This is a genomic window from Streptomyces ficellus, assembly GCF_009739905.1.
Taxonomy (GTDB): domain Bacteria; phylum Actinomycetota; class Actinomycetes; order Streptomycetales; family Streptomycetaceae; genus Streptomyces; species Streptomyces ficellus_A.
In genome coordinates this window covers 3,160,200-3,180,748 of the sequence record NZ_CP034279.1, presented here as the reverse complement: position 1 = coordinate 3,180,748, position 20,549 = coordinate 3,160,200, and the positions used below count along the sequence as shown (strand labels likewise).

The following is a 20,549-nucleotide window of genomic DNA, read 5'->3' as shown; positions in this document are numbered from 1 at the left end:
CGTCCACTCTCCGTGCTCTCGAATCAGGTGCGGGGGTCAGTTCTTGGGGGGCGCGGTCGGCTCGGCGGGGCCGTCGATCTCACCGTCACCGACCGTCTTGCTGTACTCGTTGTGCACCCGGTCGTGCTCGCTGAACTTGCTGCCCGCCCACCGGTAGGTGATCACGTCCTCGCCGGACGGATACGACACCGGGTCGTCCTCCGCGTACACCTGCTTGGTGACGACCAGGTCCCCCCGGTCGATCGTCGAGTACACGGCCGGCTCCTCCAGCGAGAAGACATTCTGGTACGCCGTGCCCTTCCCGTCGTCCTTGGCGGCACCGAGACGGTACACATACGTCCCGACCCCCACCGCGTCCCCGCACGTCAGCACGTTCACCACGACGTCCGGCGCCCCAGAGTCCGTCAGCGTCCCGTACGAGGTGTCCACCGGGTAGGCGTCCGCCACGCACGGCTTCAGATCCTCCTTGACCCGGTCGCTGACCTTCGGGTCACTCATGATCAGCTGGACCGCGTCCACCTTCCTCATGCGCGACGACGCCGACGACGCGGGGGCCGGCGCACTCGACGGCGTGCCCTGGTCGGCCCGGGCCGCGCCCTCGTCGCGGGTCCCCGTGCCGCCGGTGGAGCAACCGGCCGTGAGCAGGCCGACGGCGGCGGCCACCGCCATCGCCGTGGTGCCCGCCGCCCGGATCCTGCCCGTGCCGCTCGTGCCGCTCGTGCCGTTCCCGCTGTCTCTGGCGCTCAGGCCGCGCACCGCTCCCGCCCCCGTTCCAGGCCACGTCCGTCCGCGCGCCCCGCACGGCCGTCACGCTCCAGGGCCCGGACGTCGGCGTCGACGGCCCGGCTCTCCAGCTCCTGACGGAGGCGGGCGAGCGCCCGGTGAAGCGTGGACTTCACCGTACCGGTCGACATGCCGAGCGCGGCGGCCGTCTCCTCGGTGCTCATCTGCTCCCAGTGCCGCAGCACCACGACGCTGCGCTGCTTGGGCGCCAGCACCTTCAGGATGTCCATCAGCAGGGCCCGGTCGGCGTGCTGCTCGGTGGCGTCGTCGACGGACGCGTCGGGCAGCTGCTCGGTGGGCACCTCCTCCAGCTTGCGGGCGCGCCACCACTCCGTACGCGTATTGATCATCACGCGGCGGAGGTAGGCGTCGGCGAGGGACTTGTCGGCTATGCCGTCCCAGCGGCCGTACGTACGGGCCAGCGCCGTCTGGAGCAGGTCCTGGGCGTCCACCGGGTCCGGGACGAGGCGCCGGGCGCTGCGCAGCAGGGCGTCCTGCCGTGTGCGTACGTACTCCTCGAATTCCAGCACCTCGCCGTGCGACATCCGAACCGCCTCCGATCCCCGTTTTCCCCGTTGTTGCCTAACGGGGAAGACGCTACGGAGCGGTTGTCACGGGGTTGTCCGCACAGACCGTCGGCGGACGCACGGCTGGCCATCGGTTGTGTAACAGCGATGGTGTTACGTAAAGGGAGACGCACCGAGCGTCACTCCGGACGCCGGGGAACGGCGCGCGGACCCCGCCGCCCACCGCCCCGGTACCCAGGCCCGGTACCCGACCCCGGACCCGATCCCGGTGTCGGCTCAGCCGGCCGGAAGCTGGTATCGCCCGCCGTCCAGCGGCTCGACCAGCCCGTCCGCCACCAGACCGTCCAGGGCCCGGGCGCGCTGCACCGGATCGTGCCAGACCGCGTCCAGCGCGGCCTGCCCCACCGGCGTCACCGCGTCCCGCAGGACCGCCAGCAACCGGCCCCGCACCTGGCGGTCCGTACCCGCGTACGTCTGGCCGCGCCGGGCCGGCCCGTCGTGGGCCGGCTTGCCCGCCAGCCGCCACGCGCACGACTCCGCGATCGGGCACCGCGCGCAGTCCTCGCCCCGGGCCGTGCACACCAGGGCGCCCAGCTCCATCGACGCCGCCGCCCAACGGGCCGCCCGCTCCTCGTCGTCGGGCAGCAGCGCCCGCGCCAGCTTCCGTTCGGCGGCGGTCGTCGCGTTCGGCGGGTACTGCACACCCGTCACCGCCCGCGCGAACACCCGCCGCACATTGGTGTCCAGCACCGCGTGACGCTGCCCGTACGCGAACGACGCCACCGCCGCGGCCGTGTACTCGCCGATGCCCGGCAGGGCCAGCAGGTGCGCGTGATCGCTCGGAACGTCACCGCCGTGCCGTTCCGTTATCGCGACCGCCGCGCCGTGCAACCGCAGCGCACGGCGCGGGTAGCCGAGCCGGCCCCAGGCGCGGACCGCCTCACCGGGAGCCTCGGCGGCCAGGTCCGCGGGGCGGGGCCAGCGGGCCAGCCACTGCTCGTACACCGGGAGCACCCGGCTGACCGGGGTCTGCTGGAGCATGAACTCGCTGACCATCACCCCCCAAGCGCCCGCCTCGGGGCGGCGCCAGGGGAGGTCGCGGGCGTTCTGCTCGAACCAGGCCAGCACGGGCGCGTGCAGGCCGGCCGCGTCGGGCCCGGCTTCGGGGGAGGAGGAGATCGCAGTCATGGCACCTCCGATCCTGGCACGTTCCTCAGGGACGGCGGTGCATCGGCTCCCGGCGCCGCCGGGTCACGGCCGGTTCCGGCGCCCCCGGCGCCGCCGGCACACGAGCGGCGGGCCCCGCACCGGCCAGCCACAGGGCGACGGCCGACCGGCTCATCCGCATCGAATCGGCCAGCGCCCGGGTCGGCCCGGTCAGCAGCTTCACGAACAGGACGGCCATCAGCGCGCCCAGCACCAGACCCGCCGCCACGTCGTGCGGGTAGTGGACACCGACGAAGACCCGCGAGAACGCCATCAGCAGCGCCATCGGCACCGTCAGCCACACGATCCCGCGCCAGGCGAGGGCCAGGGCGACCGCGGCGGCACCCGCGATGGCCGAGTGGTTGCTCGGGAAGGACCAGTCGCCGTACGGCGGGCACTCCACGAGCGAAGCCGCGGCCCCGGCGACCGCCCGGCACGGCCGCTCCTCGTCCACCACCGACTTCAGCAACTCGCTGACCACGTAACCGAACGCCGTGCCCAGCGGGGCCAGCACGGCCACCGCCAGAGCCCGGGAGTCGGCGGTCCGCGTCCGCCACCAGCCGGCGAGGAACAGCACGCCGAACAGCAGCAGACCGGCCTCCGTCCACAGCTCGGCGACGAGCTGCAACCAGCCCGGGGTGTCGTGGGCTAGGTCGGTGATGTCGCGATAGAGGTCCTGGCTCATGGCTACGGACGGTACCTGGCGTCCGGCCCCCACTCCGACCCGAGCCCCGCCCTCCGAGTGTGATCATCGGCAAAACTTGGTGCACAGGCGGCGGGTGGGGCGGGAGTTGGCGTCGATCTCTCGTACAGTTCCGTCCGTGGGATCTCTGCGCAATCCGGTCGGGCCGCTTCCCTCCTCCATCTACTGGCGACGGAGGGCAGTCGCGGCGAGCCTGGTCGCGCTCCTCGCGCTGCTGATCGTATGGTTCGTCAGCTCCGGTGACGACCGGGGCGACCAGGGCGGCGACCGCTCCGACGGAGCCGCTCCCGCCACGACCATCACCCCGGGGCCGTCCAGCCCCGGACCGGCGATCAGCGAACAGCCGGGCGGGCGCGACGAGTCGGCGGCCGGCACCGGCGACGACGGCGGCAAGAACGGCGACACCTCGTCACCCGGTGCCGGCGGCACGGACGGTGGCACGGGCGGCGGTACCGGTTCGGGTACGGACGCGGGAACCGGCGGCGACGGGGGCGGCACCGGCTCGGTCTCCGGCCAGGGCGGCACGGGCTCCGGACAGCAGGTCCCCGCGAACTCCCCGCTCCCCAACTGCGCACCCGGCACCCTGCAGTTGACCCTCCGCAGTGCCAAGGTCAGTTACGCGCCCGGCGAGAAGCCGCGCTTCGAACTCGTCGCCCGCAACACGTCCGCCACCACCTGCAAGGCCGACCTCGGGCCCACGACCGCCGTGCTGACCGTCAAGGACGACGAGGCCGACCAGGTCTGGTCGTCGAAGGACTGCCCGCGCGGCACCGGCACCCTGCTGCTGCGCGTCCCCGCCCGCGGCAGCGTCACGCACGCCGTCGAATGGGACCGCCGCCCGAGCGAACCGCGCTGCGCGACCCCGTCCGCACCGGCCGCCGGACCGGGCACCTACCTGGTCGAGGCGGCGGTACCGGGCGCGAAGGTGATGCCGGCGTCGTTCACCCTCACCAAGGACTGACCCGGCCCGACCGGGGCCCGGCCCGACGGGGGCCCGGCCCGACCGGGAGCCGGGTCTAGACGTACCGCTCCAGGATCGACGACTCGGCCAGCCGCGACAGTCCCTCGCGCACGCTGCGGGCACGCGCCTCGCCGACCCCGTCGACGGTCTGGAGGTCGTCCACGCTCGCCGCGAGCAGCTTCTGCAGGCCGCCGAAGTGCTCCACGAGCCGCTCGATGATCGCGCCGGGCAGCCGCGGCACCTTCGCCAGCAGCCGGTAGCCGCGCGGAGACACCGCCGAGTCGAGCGCCTCCGGGGACCCCGTGTAACCGAGGGCACGCGCCACGATCGGCAGCTCCAGCAGCTCGGCGTGGCTCAGCGCGTCCAGCTCCGTGAGCGCCTCGGCGACCGTACGCGACCGCTTGGCCGTCGGCTCCGGTACGTAGTCGCGGACCACGAGCTCCCGCTCGGGCTCGACACCCGCGATCAGCTCGTCGAGCTGGAGGGCGAGCAGCCGCCCGTCCGTGCCGAGCTCCACCACGTACTCGGCGATCTCCGTGGCGATCCGGCGCACCATCTCCAGGCGCTGCGCGACGGCCGTGACGTCCCGGACCGTCACCAGGTCCTCGATCTCCAGCGCGGAGAGCGTGCCGGCCACCTCGTCGAGGCGGAGCTTGTACCGCTCCAGCGTGGCGAGCGCCTGATTCGCACGCGACAGGATCGCGGCCGACTCCTCCAGGACGCGGCGCTCACCGTCCACGTACAGGGCGATCAGCCGCATCGACTGCGACACGGAGACGACCGGGAAACCGCACTGCTTGCTGACCCGGTCCGCCGTGCGGTGACGGGTGCCGGTCTCCTCCGTCGGGATCGACGCGTCCGGCACGAGCTGCACGCCCGCGCGGAGGATCTTGGTGATGTCCTTGTCGAGGATGAGCGCGCCGTCGAGCTTGCACAGCTCGCGCAGCCGGGTCGCGGTGAACTCCACGTCCAGCACGAACCCGCCCGTGCACATCGACTCGACCGTCTTGTCCATGCCCAGCACGAGGAGACCGCCGGTGTTCCCGCGGAGGATGCGCTCCAGTCCGTCGCGCAGCGACGTACCCGGGGCGACGGCACTGAGCGAGGCGCGCATCAGCGCCTCGTTGCCGGAGCCCGCGCCGGACTTTCCGGGAGCTGCTGCCCCGTCCTTGGCTGCCACTGCACTCCTCCGGCTCGTACGGATGGGCGAGACCTGGGCAAAGTCTAGCGACCCCGCCCACGCCCGTCGGGCTCCCGTCCGCTCCGCCCCGATTCGGACCGCTGCGTGCACCCCTGCGGGACGGTTGCCTGCCGGTGGGTGGTGGGCCGCGGCCCCTCCGGGCTCACCTCCTCGGCGCCGGCGGCCTTGGGTCTCGACAGTTCGAACCCATCTATCGCCGCCAGCGCGCTGCGGGGGCGACCCTGCACGGCCGCGGCCCGGGTCGTATTCCGGCTGCGGGCCGGTTGTGATTGACCGCGGCGAGGAGGGGCCGTGCAGGGTCGCCCCCGCAGCCGATCGGCGGCGCGATACGGCGAGAAAAGTAGATGGGCGCCCCGCCGACGGCGAGGAGGTGAGCCCGGAGGGGCCCCGACCGTACCCACCGGGCGCAACCAAGAGCACCCACCCCCGCAGGGGGTCAGCCCTGCGCGGGCTCCTCCCGGGGCGCGGGGGCGGCGCGGCGGCGGGCGCGGGGGAGGACCCGCAGCGCGTCGCCCATGTCGGCGACCTCCGTGACCTTCATGCCCGCGGGAACCTTGCCCGGGTCCACCGGTACCAGCGCGTGCGTGAAGCCCAGCCGGTGCGCCTCGGCGAGCCGGCGCTGGACGCCCGTCACACGACGGACCTCGCCCGCGAGGCCGACCTCGCCGATCGCGACCAGGTTCTTCGGCAGCGGGGTGTCGCTCGCGGCCGAGGCGAGGGCCAGCGCGACGGCCAGGTCGGCGGCGGGCTCGGACAGCTTCACCCCGCCGACCGTCGCCGAGTAGATGTCCCGCTTGCCGAGCGCGGTGATGCGGCCGCGCTGTTCGAGGACGGCCAGCATCATGGAGACGCGGGACGTCTCCAGGCCGGACGTGGTGCGCCTCGGTGACGGGATCTGCGAGTCGACGGTCAGCGCCTGCACCTCCGCGACCAGCGGTCGGCGCCCTTCGAGGGTGACCGTCAGGCACGTGCCGGGCACGGCCTCGGCGCGGCGGGTGAGGAACAGCCCGCTGGGGTCGGCGAGCCCGGTGATGCCCTCGTCGTGCAGTTCGAAGCAGCCGACCTCGTCCGTCGCCCCGTACCGGTTCTTCACGCCCCGTACGAGCCGCAGCCGGGCGTGCCGGTCGCCCTCGAAGGACAGGACGACGTCCACGAGGTGTTCCAGGAGGCGCGGGCCGGCGATGGCGCCGTCCTTGGTGACGTGGCCCACCAGCAGGGTGGACATGCCCCGCTCCTTGGAGGCGCGGATGAGCGCGCCGGCGACCTCGCGGACCTGGGCCATGCCGCCGGGGGCGCCGTCGATCTCGGGGGAGGCGACGGTCTGTACGGAGTCGAGGATCAGCAGGGACGGCTTGACCGCGTCGAGGTGGCCGAGGACGGCCGACAGGTCCGTCTCGGCGGCCAGGTAGAGGTGGTCGCTGAGCGCGCCGATGCGGTCGGCGCGCAGCCGGACCTGGCTCGCGGACTCCTCGCCCGTCACGTACAGCGTGCGGTGGTCGTCGCTGGCCGCCTTCGCCGCGACGTCGAGGAGGAGGGTGGACTTGCCCACGCCGGGTTCGCCCGCGAGGAGCACGACGGCGCCGGGCACGAGGCCGCCGCCCAGGACGCGGTCCAGTTCGTCCACCCCGGTGGAGCGCGCGGTGGCCTGGCGGCCGTCCACCTGGCCGATGGGGAGCGCGGCGGTGGACACGCGCCCCGCGGCGGTGGTGCGGACGGCGGGCGCGCCGTACTCCTCCACCGTGCCCCAGGCCTGGCACTCGGGGCAGCGGCCGAGCCACTTGGCGGTCGTCCAGCCGCATTCGGTGCAGCGGTAGGAGGGCCTGTCCTTGGCGGATTTCGTACGGGCAGCCATGCGACGACCGTAGCGGGCCCCACTGACAACACCGCCCGCCCGGGCGCCCACGGGGCTCGGGTGGCGACCGGGACATCAGGGGCGCTGGTGGGTGACCGGCGCGGAATGTGCGCTTCCTGTCCCCTTTTGAGGGATACGTTCACCCGTAAGGATTAAAACTGCAGAAGGGGTGCGAAGGGTGTGCCGTCCACTGCCTACGGTCGCCGGGTGACGAGCAGCAGGCTGGAAACCCCTACGCACACCACCGGCGCACACCGGGCACAGCGCCGCGCGCCCCGCAGCGGGCCCCGCACCCTGTCCCAGCGCCCGCCGGCGCGGTACGAGCCGTACCTCGACGGGCTGTTCACGTACTGCCTGTCCGTGCTCTGCGACCACGACGTGGCGACCGTGGTGCTGGGGGACGTACTGGCCATCTCCGAGCGGCAGTTCGGGCGGTGTCCCGGCGCCGAACCGGAGCGCAGGGCCTGGCTGTACGCTCTCGCCCGGTGGGCCTGCCTGCGTGAGCTCGGCGAGCAGCGGCGCCGGCGCCGGCAGCGGCCCCAGGGGGCGCACACGGGGCGCACGACCCCTGCCGCGCCCCACGCGCCCGGGCAGCCGACCGCCCAGGTCTCCCCCGGGACGGCCGAACAGCGCCACCGCGAGCTGGCCCTGCTCGCCTGGCCCGAGGCGGCCGGCACCACGCCCGAGCAGCGCGAGGCGCTGGAACTGGCCGTGCGCCACCAGCTGGCCGCTCCCCACGTCGCCGCCGTCCTCGGCATGGAGGCCTCCGCGACCCGCGAGCTGCTGTCCGCAGCCGCCTGCGAGGTGGAGCGCACCCGCGCCGCGCTCGCCGTCGTCGAGACCGGCACCTGCCCGGCCGTGGCCCGCCTCACCGGGGACAACGAACTGCTGCTCTCCGCGACCCTGCGCCGCGAGCTCGTCCGGCACGTCGACGACTGCCCGCGCTGCCGCCGCGCCGCCGAGCGCGCCGGGGCGGTCGGGCCCTGGCCCGGCTCGTCCGTCACCCCGGCGAAGCTGCCGCTCGTGGAGGCGCCCCGGGCGGCGGCGTACATCGCGATGCTGCACGTCCCGCGCACCCGGGCGGGCGGCCCGAGATTCGGGCGGGACGGTTTCCCGCTGGACCCCAAGGACCACGCCGCCCGCCGCGACCGGATGCGCGCGCGGGCGGTGACGACGACCGTCGTGGCCACGGTGGTCGCCGCGCCGGTGCTCGCCCTGTGGGCGGCGCACCGCGGGGCGCCGACGAGCGAGGGCCCCGACGGCGCCCCGGTCAGCGCTGCCGAGGCGGACGAGCCGGGCACGGGGGCGGGCGGGCCGGACGGCCGGGCCGACCACTACGAGAACGCGGGCAGCGCCCGGACCGACCCGGGGCGCCGCTCCGCCACCCCCGGCGCGCCCCACGTGTCCGTCGAGGTGATCAGCACCGGTACGCCCCCGCCCACCGCCCCCGGGCGCGCGGGCCCCGGCCGGATCACGGTGTCCGCCCAGCCGTCGGGCGGCGACACGACGATGCTGACGCTCACCGCGTCGGGCGGTGCGCCGGTGGCCTGGTCCCTGTGGACGAACGCCCCCTGGCTGTACGCCGACCGATCCTCCGGCACGCTCGCCCCGGGCCGGTCGGTCACGGTGTACGTCTCGGTCGACCACGACCGTGAACCCGCCGGCGCCTGGACCGCCCGCGTCGGGGTCGACCCGGCGGGCGCGGTGGTGGAGATCGACGGCCACGGGGCGTCCCGTCCGGGTCCCGGCCCGCGCCCGGAGCCGAGCTTCCCGGCGCCGTCCCCGCCGCAGTCCCCGAGTCCGGTGCCGACCCGGACCGAGCCGGAGCAGCCGGACCCGACGCCCACACCGACCCCGTCCGCGCCCTCGACGCCGCCGCCGTCCCCGGACCCCAGCCCCTCGGACACGGCGTCGCCCACGGCGAGCCCGTCGACGGACACCCCGCAGCCTTGAACCGCCGACGGACGCCGGCCGGAACGATTCGGCGCTACGTCACCGGGTTCGTCGCCGTCCCCGGGGCCGCCGGCGCGCCCGGGGCGGCGGGCCCCACCGGCGCGGCCGGGTCCGCCGGGTGCGGGGCCACCAGCGGAAGGTGCGACGCCAGCCGGGCCTCGCACAGCTCCACCAGCACGTCGTACGCGTCCTTGCCCATCATCTCCGTCAGCTCCGGGCGGTACGTCACGTACACCGGCTCGCCCGCCCCGTGCGCCGACGTCGCCGAGGTGCACCACCAGTGCAGGTCGTGGCCGCCCGGTCCCCAGCCGCGCCGGTCGTACTCACCGATGGAGATCTGGAGCACCCGGGTGTCGTCCGGGCGGTCGATCCAGTCGTACGTACGCCGCACCGGCAGCTGCCAGCAGACGTCCGGCTTGGTCTCCAGCGGCTCGCGGCCCTCCCGCAGCGCCAGGATGTGCAGCGCGCAGCCCGCCCCGCCCGCGAAACCGGGCCGGTTCTGGAAGATGCAGGAGCCCTGCCAGCGGCGCGTCTGGCGCTCGCCGTCCTCGTCGAGCTGCACCCAGCCGCCGGCCGACGTGCCCTCGCCGTGGAACTGCCACAGGTCGGGCGTGAGGCGTGCCACGTGGGAGGCGACGCGTTCCTCGTCGTCCTCGTCGGAGAAGTGCGCGCCCAGGGTGCAGCAGCCGTCGTCGGCGCGCCCCGCCTGGATGCCCTGGCAGCCGCTGCCGAAGACGCAGGTCCAGCGGGACGTCAGCCACGTGAGGTCGCAGCGGAAGACCTGCTCGTCGTCGGCCGGGTCGGGGAACTCCACCCACGCACGGGGGAAGTCCAGGCCCTTTTCGTCGGGAACATCCGGTACGGCAAGCTTCGCGGGCTTCGTGAGCTTCGCGGACTTCGCCTTCTTCGTCTTTGGCACACACCAAGCGTATGCGCCAGGCGCAGTAGCGTTCAGGTCATGAGACTCGGAGTTCTCGACGTCGGTTCGAACACAGTGCACCTGCTGGTGATGGACGCCCACCCGGGCGCCAGGCCGCTGCCCGCCCATTCGCACAAGGCGGAGCTGCGGCTCGCCGAGCTGCTGGACGCGGACGGCTCCATCGGTGCCCACGGCGTCGAGCGGCTCGTCACCATCACCCATGACGCGGTGCGCACCGCCGAGGACAAGGGCTGCGAGGAGGTCCTCCCCTTCGCGACCTCCGCCATCCGCGACGCGACCAACGCCGACGCCGTGCTGAAGCGGGTCAAGGAGGAGACCGGCGTCGACCTCCAGGTGCTGACCGGCGCCGAGGAGGCCCGCCTCACCTTCCTCGCCGCCCGCCGCTGGTTCGGCTGGTCGTCGGGGAAGCTGCTGCTGCTCGACATCGGCGGCGGTTCGCTGGAGATCGCGTACGGGATGGACGAGGAGCCCGACGCGGCCGTGTCCCTGCCGCTGGGCGCCGGCCGGCTCACCGCCGGGTGGCTGCCCGGCGACCCGCCGGACGCGGCCGACGTGAAGGCGCTGCGCCGCCACGTGCGGGCGCAGATAGCGCGTACGGTCGGTGAGTTCGCCCGCTTCGGCCGGCCGGACCACGTGGTGGCCACGTCCAAGACGTTCAAGCAGCTGGCGCGGCTGGCGGGGGCCCCGGGCTCCGGCGAGGGTCAGTACGTACAGCGGGTACTGAGTCGTACGTCACTGGAGGAGTGGGTCCCCAAGCTGTCCGCCATGACCGCCGAGCAGCGCTGCGCCCTGCCCGGGGTGTCCGAGGGCAGGGCGCCGCAGCTGCTGGCGGGAGCCCTGGTGGCGGAGGGTGCGATGGACCTGTTCGGGGTCGAGGAACTGGAGATCTGCCCATGGGCTCTGCGCGAGGGAGTCATCCTGCGCCGGCTGGACCACCTCCCGGCCGCCTAGCGGGTGCCCGTAGTCTGTCCTCCGTGGCTGAAACGTCGGAATCAGTGGTGCGCATCCCGGATGCGAAGGTCGCACTGTCGACGGCCTCGGTCTATCCGGAGTCGACGGCGACGGCCTTCGAGATCGCTGCCCGCCTGGGCTACGACGGTGTCGAGGTCATGGTGTGGACCGACCCGGTCAGCCAGGACATCGAGGCGCTGCGCCGCCTGTCCGACTACCACCAGGTGCCGGTGCTCGCCGTGCACGCGCCGTGCCTGCTGATCACCCAGCGGGTCTGGTCGACCGATCCGTGGGTGAAGCTCCAGCGGGCGCAGGCCGCGGCGGAGAAGCTCGGCGCGTCGACGGTGGTCGTGCACCCGCCGTTCCGCTGGCAGCGCCAGTACGCCCGGGACTTCATCAGCGGCATCTGGCGGATGGCGGACGAGACGGACGTGCGTTTCGCGGTGGAGAACATGTACCCGTGGCGCTACCGCGACCGCGAGATGCTGGCCTACGCGCCGGAGTGGGACGTCAGCAAGGACGACTACCGCCACTACACGATCGACCTGTCGCACACCGCGACCGCGCGCAGCGATGCCATGGACATGATCGGCCGGATGGGGGACCGGCTCGGCCACGTCCACCTCGCCGACGGGCGCGGTTCCGCGAAGGACGAGCACCTGGTGCCGGGGCGCGGTACGCAGCCGTGCGCCGAGCTGCTGGAGCACCTGGCGCGCTCCTCCTTCGACGGCCATGTCGTGATCGAGGTCAACACCCGGCGCGCGATGTCCGCGGCCGAGCGCGAGGCCGACCTGGCGGAGGCCCTGGCCTTCACCCGGCTGCACCTGGCCTCCTCGGCGCGCGTCCGGTGAGCGGCGGCGCCGCGGCGGGGTCCCGCCGGTGACGGGGGCGCGCAGGGGGCCGGGCCGGCCGCCCAGGGCCGAGGCGGCGGAGGGCCCGGACGCGCGGACCAGGATCCTGGAGGCGGCCCGCGCCGAGTTCGCCGAGCGCGGGTACGACAAGACGTCGGTGCGCGGCATCGCCAAGGCCGCGGGCGTGGACCCGGCGCTCGTGCACCACTACTTCGGTACGAAGGACGAGGTGTTCGCGGCGGCCATCGAGGTCTCCTTCGAGCCCGAGCTGATCGTCCCGGCGGTGCTCGGCGAGTCCACCGAGGGGATCGGCGAGCGGCTCGCCCGGTACTTCCTGTCCGTGTGGGAGAACCCGGCCACCCGGGCCCCGCTGCTCGCGGTCATCCGGTCGGCGCTCACCCACGAGGCGGCGGCGAAGGTGCTGCGCGGGTTCGTGCTGCGGCGGGTGCTGGAGCGGGTGGCCGCCGACCTCGACGTACCGGATCCGAAGTTCCGCGCGGAGCTGGCGGCCTCGCACATGATCGGCATCGCGATCCTCCGGTACGTCGTGCGGGTGGAGCCGCTGGCGTCCGCGACGCCCGACGAGATCGTGGCCACGGTCGCCCCCACGCTCCAGCGGTACCTGACCGAGGCGTGAGCGGGGAGCGCCTCCGGGACATGCCCGCGGACTGAGCCGGCCGTCCCGGTATGCGGACACCCTGTCCAGATCTTGGAGCCGGGGCGTACGCTCGAAGGAGACATATCCCTTCCCAGGAGCGAGCGGAGCGAGCGACGATGCCCGAGCTGAGGTCCCGCACTGTCACCCACGGCCGCAACATGGCGGGCGCCCGCGCCCTTATGCGGGCCTCCGGTGTACCGGGCGCGGACATCGGCCGCAAGCCGATCATCGCGGTCGCCAACTCGTTCACCGAGTTCGTCCCGGGCCACACCCACCTCCAGCCGGTCGGCCGGATCGTTTCCCAGGCGATCACCGAGGCGGGCGGCATCCCCCGCGAGTTCAACACGATCGCCGTCGACGACGGCATCGCCATGGGCCACGGCGGCATGCTGTACTCGCTGCCGTCCCGCGACCTGATCGCGGACAGTGTGGAGTACATGGTCGAGGCGCACTGCGCCGACGCCCTGATCTGCATCTCCAACTGCGACAAGATCACCCCGGGCATGCTGAACGCGGCCCTGCGCCTGAACATCCCCACGGTCTTCGTCTCCGGCGGCCCCATGGAGTCCGGCCGCGCCACCCTGGTCGACGGCACGGTCCGCACCCTCGACCTGGTCGACGCGATCTCCGACGCCGTCAACGACAAGATCTCGGACGCCGACATCCTCCGCATCGAGGAGAACGCCTGTCCGACCTGCGGATCCTGTTCCGGCATGTTCACCGCCAACTCGATGAACTGCCTGACCGAGGCCATCGGCCTGTCCCTCCCCGGCAACGGCTCGACGCTCGCCACCCACACCGCCCGCCGCGCCCTCTACGAGAACGCCGCCCGCACGGTCGTCGAGCTCACCGACCGGTACTACGCCCGGGGCGACGAGTCCGTCCTGCCGCGCAACGTCGCCACGTTCGCCGCGTTCGAGAACGCCATGGCCCTCGACATCGCCATGGGCGGCTCCACCAACACGATCCTGCACCTGCTGGCGGCCGCCCAGGAGGCGGGCGTCCCCTTCGGCCTGACGGAGATCGACGCCGTCTCCCGCCGTGTGCCCTGCCTGGCCAAGGTCGCGCCGAACGTCGCCAAGGACCGTACGTACTACATGGAGGACGTGCACCGCGCCGGCGGCATCCCCGCCCTGCTGGGCGAGCTGCACCGCGCCGGGCTGCTCAACGAGGACGTGCACTCCGTCCACAGCTCCTCCCTCGCCGACTGGCTCAAGACGTGGGACGTGCGCGGCGGTTCGCCGTCGGCCGAGGCCGTCGAGCTGTGGCACGCGGCCCCGGGCTGCGTCCGCTCCGCCGAGGCGTTCTCGCAGTCCGAGCGCTGGGACACGCTGGACGTGGACGCCGCCGAGGGCTGCATCCGCTCCGCCGAGCACGCCTACTCCAAGGACGGCGGCCTCGCCGTGCTGAAGGGCAACCTGGCGGTCGACGGCTGCGTCGTGAAGACCGCCGGTGTCGACGAGTCGATCTGGACCTTCGAGGGCCCGGCCGTCGTCTGCGAGTCGCAGGAGCAGGCCGTCGAGAAGATCCTGCTGAAGGAGATCAAGGAGGGCGACGTCGTCGTCATCCGCTACGAGGGCCCCAAGGGCGGCCCCGGCATGCAGGAGATGCTCTACCCGACCTCGTATCTGAAGGGCCGGGGCCTGGGCAAGGCCTGCGCGCTGATCACCGACGGCCGCTTCTCCGGAGGTACGTCGGGCCTGTCGATCGGCCACGCCTCCCCCGAGGCGGCCAGCGGCGGCACGATCGCCCTCGTCGAGGACGGCGACCGGATCCGCATCGACATCCCCAACCGCAGCATCGACCTGCTCGTCGACGACGCCACCCTGGCCGCCCGCCGTGACGCCCTCGGCGGCGCGTACGCCCCGAAGAACCGCGAGCGCAAGGTCTCGGCGGCCCTGCGCGCGTACGCGGCGATGGCCACCAGCGCCGACAAGGGCGCCATCCGGGACGTCAGCAAGCTCGGCTGATCACCAACGGGTCGGGTCCTTCGCCGCCACGGCGAAGACCGACCCGTCGGGCGCCGTGGCGAACACCGTGCCGTTCGCCACGGCCGGCGCCGGCAGCAGCGGCGCGAACGTGTACCGGCCGCCGTCCATCCGCGGCTTGGTCATCCCCAGCAGTACGCCCCGCCCGGCGTCCACCGCGAGCAACCGCCCGTCGGCCGCCGCCAGGTAGAGGTGCCCGCCCGACACGACCGGCCGGGACGCGCGCGTCACCGCCGTCTCCAGACGCCAGCGCTGCGCCTGCCCCGCGCCGCCCGCCGCACGGCCGGTGTCCACGGCCGCGAGCGAACCGCCCGACCCGATCACGTACACCGTGTCGCCCGCCCTCACCGCCTGCGCCTGGTCCGCCCGGACGGTGAGCGGCACGCGCCGGACGGCCCGCCCGTCCGCGTCCAGCGTCACGACCGCGTCGGTGTACAGATCGGCATCGGTCGACAGGAGCAGCAGCCCGTCCTCCGAAGCCTGTACGGGACTGAGCGCACCGCTCGTCCGCTTGGTCCACCGCACCCGCCCGTCCGCCGGGTCGACCGCCCTGACCAGCGTGGACGCCCCGTCGGGTGACGCCGTCGCGGCGTACACGGCATCGCGGCCGGCCACCCACTGCGCACCGCGCGCCGCGAACCGCCCGCGCCAGCGCTCGTCGCCCGTGGCACCGTCCAGCGCGCGCACCGCCCCGTCCGCCGCCACGAGCAGCACGGTGTCGCCCGCGTGCAGGACGGTCGCGTACGCGGAGACGTTCCGGCTCCACCGGGTGGCGCCGGTCTCCGGAGCGAGGGCCTCCAGGCGGGCCCGGCCCGGCGCCACCACATGGACCAGCCCGCCCGACAGCACGGGCGCCTCGGTCGCGTCGGTTGATGCGGTCGCGTCGGTCGCGTCGGTCGGGATCAGCCAGGCGGTGCTGCCGTCGGTGGGGCGGACGCGGGCCGCCTTGACGCCGGGGGCGGTGCAGTAGAGGGCGGTGGGGGCGGACGCGTCCGTGGGGCCGGCCGGGGCGGCGCACAGGGGCGTGCGGTTCTCGCCGCCGGCGGTGCCCAGGGCGACGGACCAGGGCCGGAACGTGCTTACGGTGCCGTCCTGTTGGGCTCGTACGGTCCTCGTGGCTGGGTCGTCCGCCATGCCGCTCACCCCGACGACCCCGCCCGTGACCACCGCGGCGAGCACGGTGAGCCCGGCGGCCCAGCGCAGCCGGGGGCGGCGGCGCGAAGGGGCGGCGGAGGGGCGCGGGGTGCTGGTGGCACGTGAGGTGTGGGCCGTTCGCGAGGTGCCGCCCGCGACCGCGGCACCCGGCCCGACCGGGGCACCCGGCCCAACCACGGCGCCCGGCCCAACCGCGGCGCTGGGTTCACCGGCGCGCAGCTCGCCCAGCACCTCGTCCGCCGTGGGCCGCTCCGCGGGGTCCTTCGCCAGGCAGCGCCTCAGCAGCGGGACCAGGTGCTCCGGGACGCCGGCCAGGTCGGGCTCGTTGTGGACGACCTGGTAGGCGACGACGTACGGGGAATGGGAGTCGAACGGCCCGCGCCCGGTCGCCGCGTGGACCAGTACGGCGCCCATCGCGAAGACGTCGGCCGCCGGTCCCACCTCGCGCGGGCGCTGGAACTGCTCGGGCGCCATGAACGGCGGCGTACCGATCAGCTTCCCCGTCTCCGTACGCAGGTCACTGTCGGCCGGCCGCGAAATCCCGAAGTCGATGACCTTCGGCCCGTCCGCGGCCAGCAGGACGTTGCTGGGCTTCAGGTCGCGGTGCACCACGCCGGCCCGGTGGATGTCGCGCAGCGCCTCGGCGAGTCCGGCACCGGCACCGCGCAGTTCCGCGGCGCCCAGCGGCCCGTTCCGCTTCACCCGCTCCGAGAGGGTGGGCCCGTCGATGAACAGGGTGGCCATCCAGGGCCGGGCGGCGTCCGGGTCCGCGTCCACGACGGGTGCGGTGAACGCCCCGCTGACCCGCCGGGCGGCCGCGACCTCCTGCCGGAAACGTGCCCTGAACTCGGGATCCGCGGCGTGCTCGGCATGGACCACCTTGACCGCGAGGCGCAGCCCCGAACCGGACCTCGCCAGGTGGACGACCCCCATGCCGCCCGACCCCAGGCACTCCTCCAGCCGGTACCGCCCGGCGTATTGCGGATGCTCCGCTTCCGGAGCGTCCGCGGCGCCCTGGTGCTCCGGAACCGGTCCGGTCCTGCGCAACGGCGGCATCGCCACCCCCGTGTGTGTTCGTCCGCGCGCGTCCCGCGTCCAGCGCGACGCACGGAGCCTAGTCGATGATGCGTGCGAGGCCATTGGGGCTTGTTAGCCTGCGCGCGGCGCGCGTGCACGGGGTACGCGCCCGGACGGGGGAGGGCCGTATGGCCACCGAGAACACCACGGAGAACATGGCGAACACGGAGAGCGCGGGGGCGGAAGCGGCCGGGGCGGAGGCGTTCGCCGTGCCGCGCTACCCGGTGGCGCCCGGCTGCCGGCTCAACGTCCGCAGCGGCCCGGGCACCGGGTATGGCCTGGTCAAGGTCCTGCCCGAAGGCGTACGCGTCCCGATCAACTGCCAGAAGCCGGGCACGAGGGTCGTCGGCCCGTACGGCACCTCCAACCTCTGGGACAACATCGGCAACGGCCAGTGGGTCGCCGACGCCTACGTGAACACGGGCAGCGACGGCTACGTCGCCGTTCGCTGCTCCTGACGGCCGGCACCACCGGCGAAGGGGGCCGCCCGGGGATAATCGACCCCGTGAGCGACCACACCAGCAGTACCGACAGCACCACCAGCACCCCGGCCGGGCCGCAGCCCGAGCCCATCCGCTTCTTCGGCACGACCTGGGTCGGCCACGACGGCGGATACGGGCTGCGGCGCGCCGGGGTCGCCGCCGGCTCGCTCGCCGCGGCCGTGGCGGGCGCGTTCGTCCTCCGGTTCGCCTACGAGGGCCTGGCCGTCGCCGACGTCGGCGGCTTCGTCAACGGCCTGCTCGTCGTCATGTTCGCCGTGTGCACCTCCATCGCCTTCGGCCGGACGTGGCAGGGCTTCACCCGCCGGCCCGCCGACCCGGCCCGCGAGGACGCGCTGCGCAGCCTGAAGGCGATCGGCTTCATCGGCTCCCTCCTCGCGTACTTCCTCCGCTCCCTCACCGAGGCGCCCGGCGAGAAGTTGCTGCGCTCCGAGTACGAGACGGCCCTCGCCCGGTACGAGAAGCGCCGTTCGGCCCGTACGGGCAACCCGGCCACCCGGAAGAAGAAGCCCCAGCGCCCCTGAGGCGCCGCCCTCCTCCCTGACGACGTCCTCCCCGACGCCCTCCTCCTTGACGTCCCGCTTCCGCGGACCCCATATTCACCACATGGTGAATTTTACGGGTCACGCCGTCGAGGCACAGGACCTCACCGTCGTACGCGGCCCCCGCACCGTCCTGCGCGGCCTCGACTTCTCCGTACCGACCGGACGGACCACCGGCCTCCTCGGCCCATCCGGCTGCGGCAAGTCGACCCTCATGCGCGCCATCGCCGGCACCCAGGCCAAGGTCACCGGCACCCTCCACGTCCTCGGCCGCCCCGCCGGCCACCCCACCCTCCGCGCCCGCATCGGCTACGTCACCCAGGCACCGTCCGTCTACGACGACCTCACCGTCCGGCAGAACCTCGACTACTTCGCCGCCGTCCTGCTCCCCGGCCGCCACCACCGCGACACCCGCGCCGAAGCCGTCACCCGCGCCATCACCGACGTCGACCTCACCCCGCACGCCGACGCCCTCGCCGGAAACCTCTCCGGCGGCCAGCGCAGCCGCGTGTCCCTCGCCGTCGCCCTGCTCGGCACCCCCGACCTGCTCGTCCTCGACGAACCGACCGTCGGCCTCGACCCCGTCCTCCGCCGCGACCTGTGGGACCTCTTCCACCACATCGCCGCAGACCGCGGCACCACGATCCTCGTCTCCTCGCACGTCATGGACGAGGCCGAGCGCTGCGACCGCCTCCTCCTCATGCGCGACGGCCGGATCCTCGCCGACGACACCCCCGAAGCCCTGCGCCGCCGCAACGACACCCCCACCGTCGAAGAGGCCTTCCTCCGCCTCGTCGACGCCGCCAACGCCCTCCAGGAAGGCCGGCGATGAACGCCTCCCGAGTCCTCGCCACCGCCGCCCGCGTCCTGCGCCAGCTGCGTCACGACCCCCGCACCATCGCCCTGATGCTCCTGGTCCCGGTCGTCATGATCACGCTCCTCCGGTACGTGTTCGACGGCAGCCCCGGCACCTTCGACGCCATCGGCGCCTCCCTGCTCGGCATCTTCCCGCTGATCACCATGTTCCTGGTGACCTCGATCGCCACCCTGCGCGAACGCACCTCCGGCACCCTGGAACGCCTCCTCGCCACGCCCCTCGCCAAGGCCGACCTCATCGCCGGTTACGCCCTGGCCTTCGGCCTGCTCGCCGTCGTCCAGTCCGCCCTCGCCACCGGCACCGCCCTCTGGATCCTCGACCTGACCGTCACCGGCTCCCCCTGGCTGCTCCTCCTGGTGGCCCTGCTCGACGCCCTGCTCGGAACCGCGCTCGGACTGTTCGTCTCGGCCTTCGCCGCCTCCGAGTTCCAGGCGGTCCAGTTCATGCCGGCCGTGATCTTCCCCCAGCTGCTCCTGTGCGGCCTGTTCACGCCGCGCGACACCATGCAGCCCGCCCTCGAAACCCTCTCCGACGTCCTGCCCATGTCGTACGCGGTCGACGGGATGAACGAGGTCCTCCGGCACACCGACATGACCGCCGACTTCGTCCACGACGCCCTCGTCGTCGCCCTGTGCGCCCTGGCCGTCCTCGTCCTCGGCGCGGCCACCCTCCGCCGCCGCACCGCGTGACACCGCCCGCCCATCGGACACCGCCGCGCCGGCCCCGCCCCCGGTGCGAGGATGGAGCCATGACCCAGACCGTCGCAGTCCTCGGTACCGGCAAGATCGGTGAAGCCCTGCTCAGCGGCATGATCCGGGCCGGCTGGCCCGCCGCCCACCTGCTCGTCACCACCCGCAGGGCCGACCGCGCCGAGGAACTCCGCGCCCGCTACGGCGTCGAGACCGTCACCAACGCCGAGGCCGCCAAGCGCGCCGACACCCTCATCCTGGCCGTGAAGCCCCAGGACATGGGCAAGCTCCTCGACGAACTCGGCCCCCACGTCACCCCCGACCGCCTCGTCATCAGCGCCGCGGCCGGCATCACTACCACCTTCATCGAGGAACGCCTCCCCACCGGCACACCGGTCGTCCGCGTCATGCCGAACACCCCCGTCCTCGTCGACGAGGGGATGTCCGTCATCTCCGCGGGCGGCCACGCCACCGGTGACCACCTCGCCCACACCGAGGAGATCTTCGGTGGCGTCGGCAAGACCCTCCGCGTCCCGGAGTCCCAGCAGGACGCCGCCACCGCCCTCTCCGGCTCGGGCCCGGCGTACTTCTACTTCCTCGTCGAGGCGATGACCGACGCCGGCATCCTCCTCGGCCTGCCCCGCGCCCAGGCCCACGACCTGATCGTCCAGGCCGCCATCGGCGCCGCGGTGATGCTCCGCGACAGCGGCGAGCACCCCGTGAAGCTCCGCGAGGCCGTGACCTCCCCGGCCGGCACCACCATCAGCGCCATCCGGGAGCTTGAGAACCACGGGGTACGCGCGGCCCTCATCGCCGCCCTCGAAGCCGCCCGCGACCGCAGCCGAGAACTGGCCACCGGCAATGGCTGACCGGGCCCCGGGCCGGGGTTGACACGCCCCTGCCCGGTCCGTAGTGTTCTCCGGGTTGTCCGACGTGAGCGCCGACCCCGGTCGGTCCCCGGACAGCCATTCCGCAAGAACCACTCCAAGCGAGCGACATCTGTCGCCCTGCTTTCCGTGCGCTTTTGCGAAATGCGGAATCCACGTTCGAACGAGCGAAGCCCCGATTAGCGTCGGAGCCGAGGAATCCGCTAAAGTCTCACTCGTCGGAACGGCCCAACAGCCGCAAAGACATC

General features: G+C 73.6%; 19 protein-coding genes. 11 read left to right on the top strand and 8 right to left on the bottom strand.

The window, feature by feature from the left end; all coding sequences use genetic code 11:
* Nucleotides 1-36: 36 nt before the first annotated feature.
* The 4 genes from EIZ62_RS13920 to EIZ62_RS13905 all read right to left on the bottom strand — a co-directional run bounded on the left by EIZ62_RS13920 (nt 37) and on the right by EIZ62_RS13905 (nt 3,201).
* Nucleotides 37-756, bottom strand: a complete 720-nt coding sequence (locus tag EIZ62_RS13920) for a hypothetical protein (protein ID WP_425281817.1) — start codon at nt 754-756, stop codon at nt 37-39.
* Nucleotides 744-1,328 (bottom strand): SigE family RNA polymerase sigma factor, encoded by a 585-nt coding sequence (locus EIZ62_RS13915; RefSeq protein WP_156693003.1) that lies wholly within the window; start codon nt 1,326-1,328, stop codon nt 744-746. Before EIZ62_RS13915 ends, EIZ62_RS13920 begins: the two co-directional genes overlap by 13 nt.
* A gap of 258 nt (nt 1,329-1,586) precedes the next feature.
* The gene (locus EIZ62_RS13910; protein WP_156693002.1) at nt 1,587-2,498 is read right to left on the bottom strand and encodes an HhH-GPD family protein; all 912 of its coding nucleotides are present in this window, start codon (nt 2,496-2,498) and stop codon (nt 1,587-1,589) included.
* Between the two features lie 25 nt (nt 2,499-2,523).
* The gene (locus EIZ62_RS13905) at nt 2,524-3,201 is read right to left on the bottom strand and encodes a phosphatase PAP2 family protein (RefSeq protein ID WP_156693001.1); all 678 of its coding nucleotides are present in this window, start codon (nt 3,199-3,201) and stop codon (nt 2,524-2,526) included.
* Nucleotides 3,202-3,337: 136 nt separating this feature from the next.
* Between EIZ62_RS13905 and EIZ62_RS13900 the strand changes: the two genes are divergently transcribed.
* Nucleotides 3,338-4,180, top strand: coding sequence for a hypothetical protein (locus EIZ62_RS13900; protein WP_156693000.1), 843 nt, complete (start codon nt 3,338-3,340; stop codon nt 4,178-4,180).
* Between the two features lie 55 nt (nt 4,181-4,235).
* Here EIZ62_RS13900 and disA read toward each other — a convergent pair whose 3' ends face one another.
* Both disA and radA read right to left on the bottom strand, forming a co-directional pair.
* Complete coding sequence (gene disA / locus EIZ62_RS13895) at nt 4,236-5,360, bottom strand: DNA integrity scanning diadenylate cyclase DisA (protein ID WP_156692999.1); 1,125 nt, start codon at nt 5,358-5,360, stop codon at nt 4,236-4,238.
* 457 nt (nt 5,361-5,817) lie between these two features.
* Nucleotides 5,818-7,233, bottom strand: coding sequence for a DNA repair protein RadA (gene radA / locus EIZ62_RS13890; RefSeq protein ID WP_156692998.1), 1,416 nt, complete (start codon nt 7,231-7,233; stop codon nt 5,818-5,820).
* Between the two features lie 207 nt (nt 7,234-7,440).
* On the opposite strand from radA, the gene EIZ62_RS13885 reads away from it, so the two are divergent.
* The gene (locus tag EIZ62_RS13885; RefSeq protein ID WP_156692997.1) at nt 7,441-9,186 is read left to right on the top strand and encodes a BACON domain-containing protein; all 1,746 of its coding nucleotides are present in this window, start codon (nt 7,441-7,443) and stop codon (nt 9,184-9,186) included.
* Nucleotides 9,187-9,220: 34 nt separating this feature from the next.
* Here EIZ62_RS13885 and EIZ62_RS13880 read toward each other — a convergent pair whose 3' ends face one another.
* A complete protein-coding gene (locus tag EIZ62_RS13880) occupies nt 9,221-10,105 on the bottom strand; it encodes a DUF3109 family protein (RefSeq protein ID WP_156692996.1) in 885 nt (294 codons plus the stop codon).
* A 39-nt stretch (nt 10,106-10,144) separates the two neighbouring features.
* On the opposite strand from EIZ62_RS13880, the gene EIZ62_RS13875 reads away from it, so the two are divergent.
* The 4 genes from EIZ62_RS13875 to ilvD all read left to right on the top strand — a co-directional run bounded on the left by EIZ62_RS13875 (nt 10,145) and on the right by ilvD (nt 14,556).
* Nucleotides 10,145-11,077, top strand: coding sequence for a Ppx/GppA family phosphatase (locus EIZ62_RS13875; protein ID WP_156692995.1), 933 nt, complete (start codon nt 10,145-10,147; stop codon nt 11,075-11,077).
* A gap of 44 nt (nt 11,078-11,121) precedes the next feature.
* Nucleotides 11,122-11,928 carry a sugar phosphate isomerase/epimerase family protein gene (locus EIZ62_RS13870; protein ID WP_156696380.1) on the top strand — a complete coding sequence of 269 codons (807 nt, stop codon included), beginning with the start codon at nt 11,122-11,124 and terminating at the stop codon, nt 11,926-11,928.
* A 28-nt stretch (nt 11,929-11,956) separates the two neighbouring features.
* Complete coding sequence (locus EIZ62_RS13865; protein WP_156692994.1) at nt 11,957-12,565, top strand: TetR/AcrR family transcriptional regulator; 609 nt, start codon at nt 11,957-11,959, stop codon at nt 12,563-12,565.
* 137 nt (nt 12,566-12,702) lie between these two features.
* Nucleotides 12,703-14,556: a dihydroxy-acid dehydratase gene (ilvD, locus tag EIZ62_RS13860; RefSeq protein ID WP_156692993.1), complete on the top strand. Its 1,854-nt coding sequence runs from the start codon at nt 12,703-12,705 to the stop codon at nt 14,554-14,556.
* Here ilvD and EIZ62_RS13855 read toward each other — a convergent pair whose 3' ends face one another.
* A complete protein-coding gene (locus EIZ62_RS13855) occupies nt 14,557-16,785 on the bottom strand; it encodes a protein kinase domain-containing protein (RefSeq protein ID WP_156696379.1) in 2,229 nt (742 codons plus the stop codon).
* 149 nt (nt 16,786-16,934) lie between these two features.
* Here EIZ62_RS13855 and EIZ62_RS13850 point away from each other — a divergent pair, with 149 nt between their 5' ends.
* The 5 genes from EIZ62_RS13850 to proC all read left to right on the top strand — a co-directional run bounded on the left by EIZ62_RS13850 (nt 16,935) and on the right by proC (nt 20,283).
* On the top strand, nt 16,935-17,264 hold the full coding sequence (locus EIZ62_RS13850) for a peptidase (RefSeq protein ID WP_425281816.1): 330 nt from the start codon (nt 16,935-16,937) through the stop codon (nt 17,262-17,264).
* 47 nt (nt 17,265-17,311) lie between these two features.
* On the top strand, nt 17,312-17,830 hold the full coding sequence (locus EIZ62_RS13845) for a hypothetical protein (RefSeq protein ID WP_156692992.1): 519 nt from the start codon (nt 17,312-17,314) through the stop codon (nt 17,828-17,830).
* Nucleotides 17,831-17,912: 82 nt separating this feature from the next.
* Nucleotides 17,913-18,680 (top strand): ABC transporter ATP-binding protein, encoded by a 768-nt coding sequence (locus tag EIZ62_RS13840; RefSeq protein ID WP_156692991.1) that lies wholly within the window; start codon nt 17,913-17,915, stop codon nt 18,678-18,680.
* Nucleotides 18,677-19,414, top strand: coding sequence for an ABC transporter permease (locus EIZ62_RS13835; RefSeq protein ID WP_156692990.1), 738 nt, complete (start codon nt 18,677-18,679; stop codon nt 19,412-19,414). Before EIZ62_RS13840 ends, EIZ62_RS13835 begins: the two co-directional genes overlap by 4 nt.
* Nucleotides 19,415-19,473: 59 nt before the next feature.
* The gene (gene proC / locus EIZ62_RS13830) at nt 19,474-20,283 is read left to right on the top strand and encodes a pyrroline-5-carboxylate reductase (RefSeq protein WP_156692989.1); all 810 of its coding nucleotides are present in this window, start codon (nt 19,474-19,476) and stop codon (nt 20,281-20,283) included.
* The last annotated feature ends 266 nt before the right edge of the window (nt 20,284-20,549 follow it).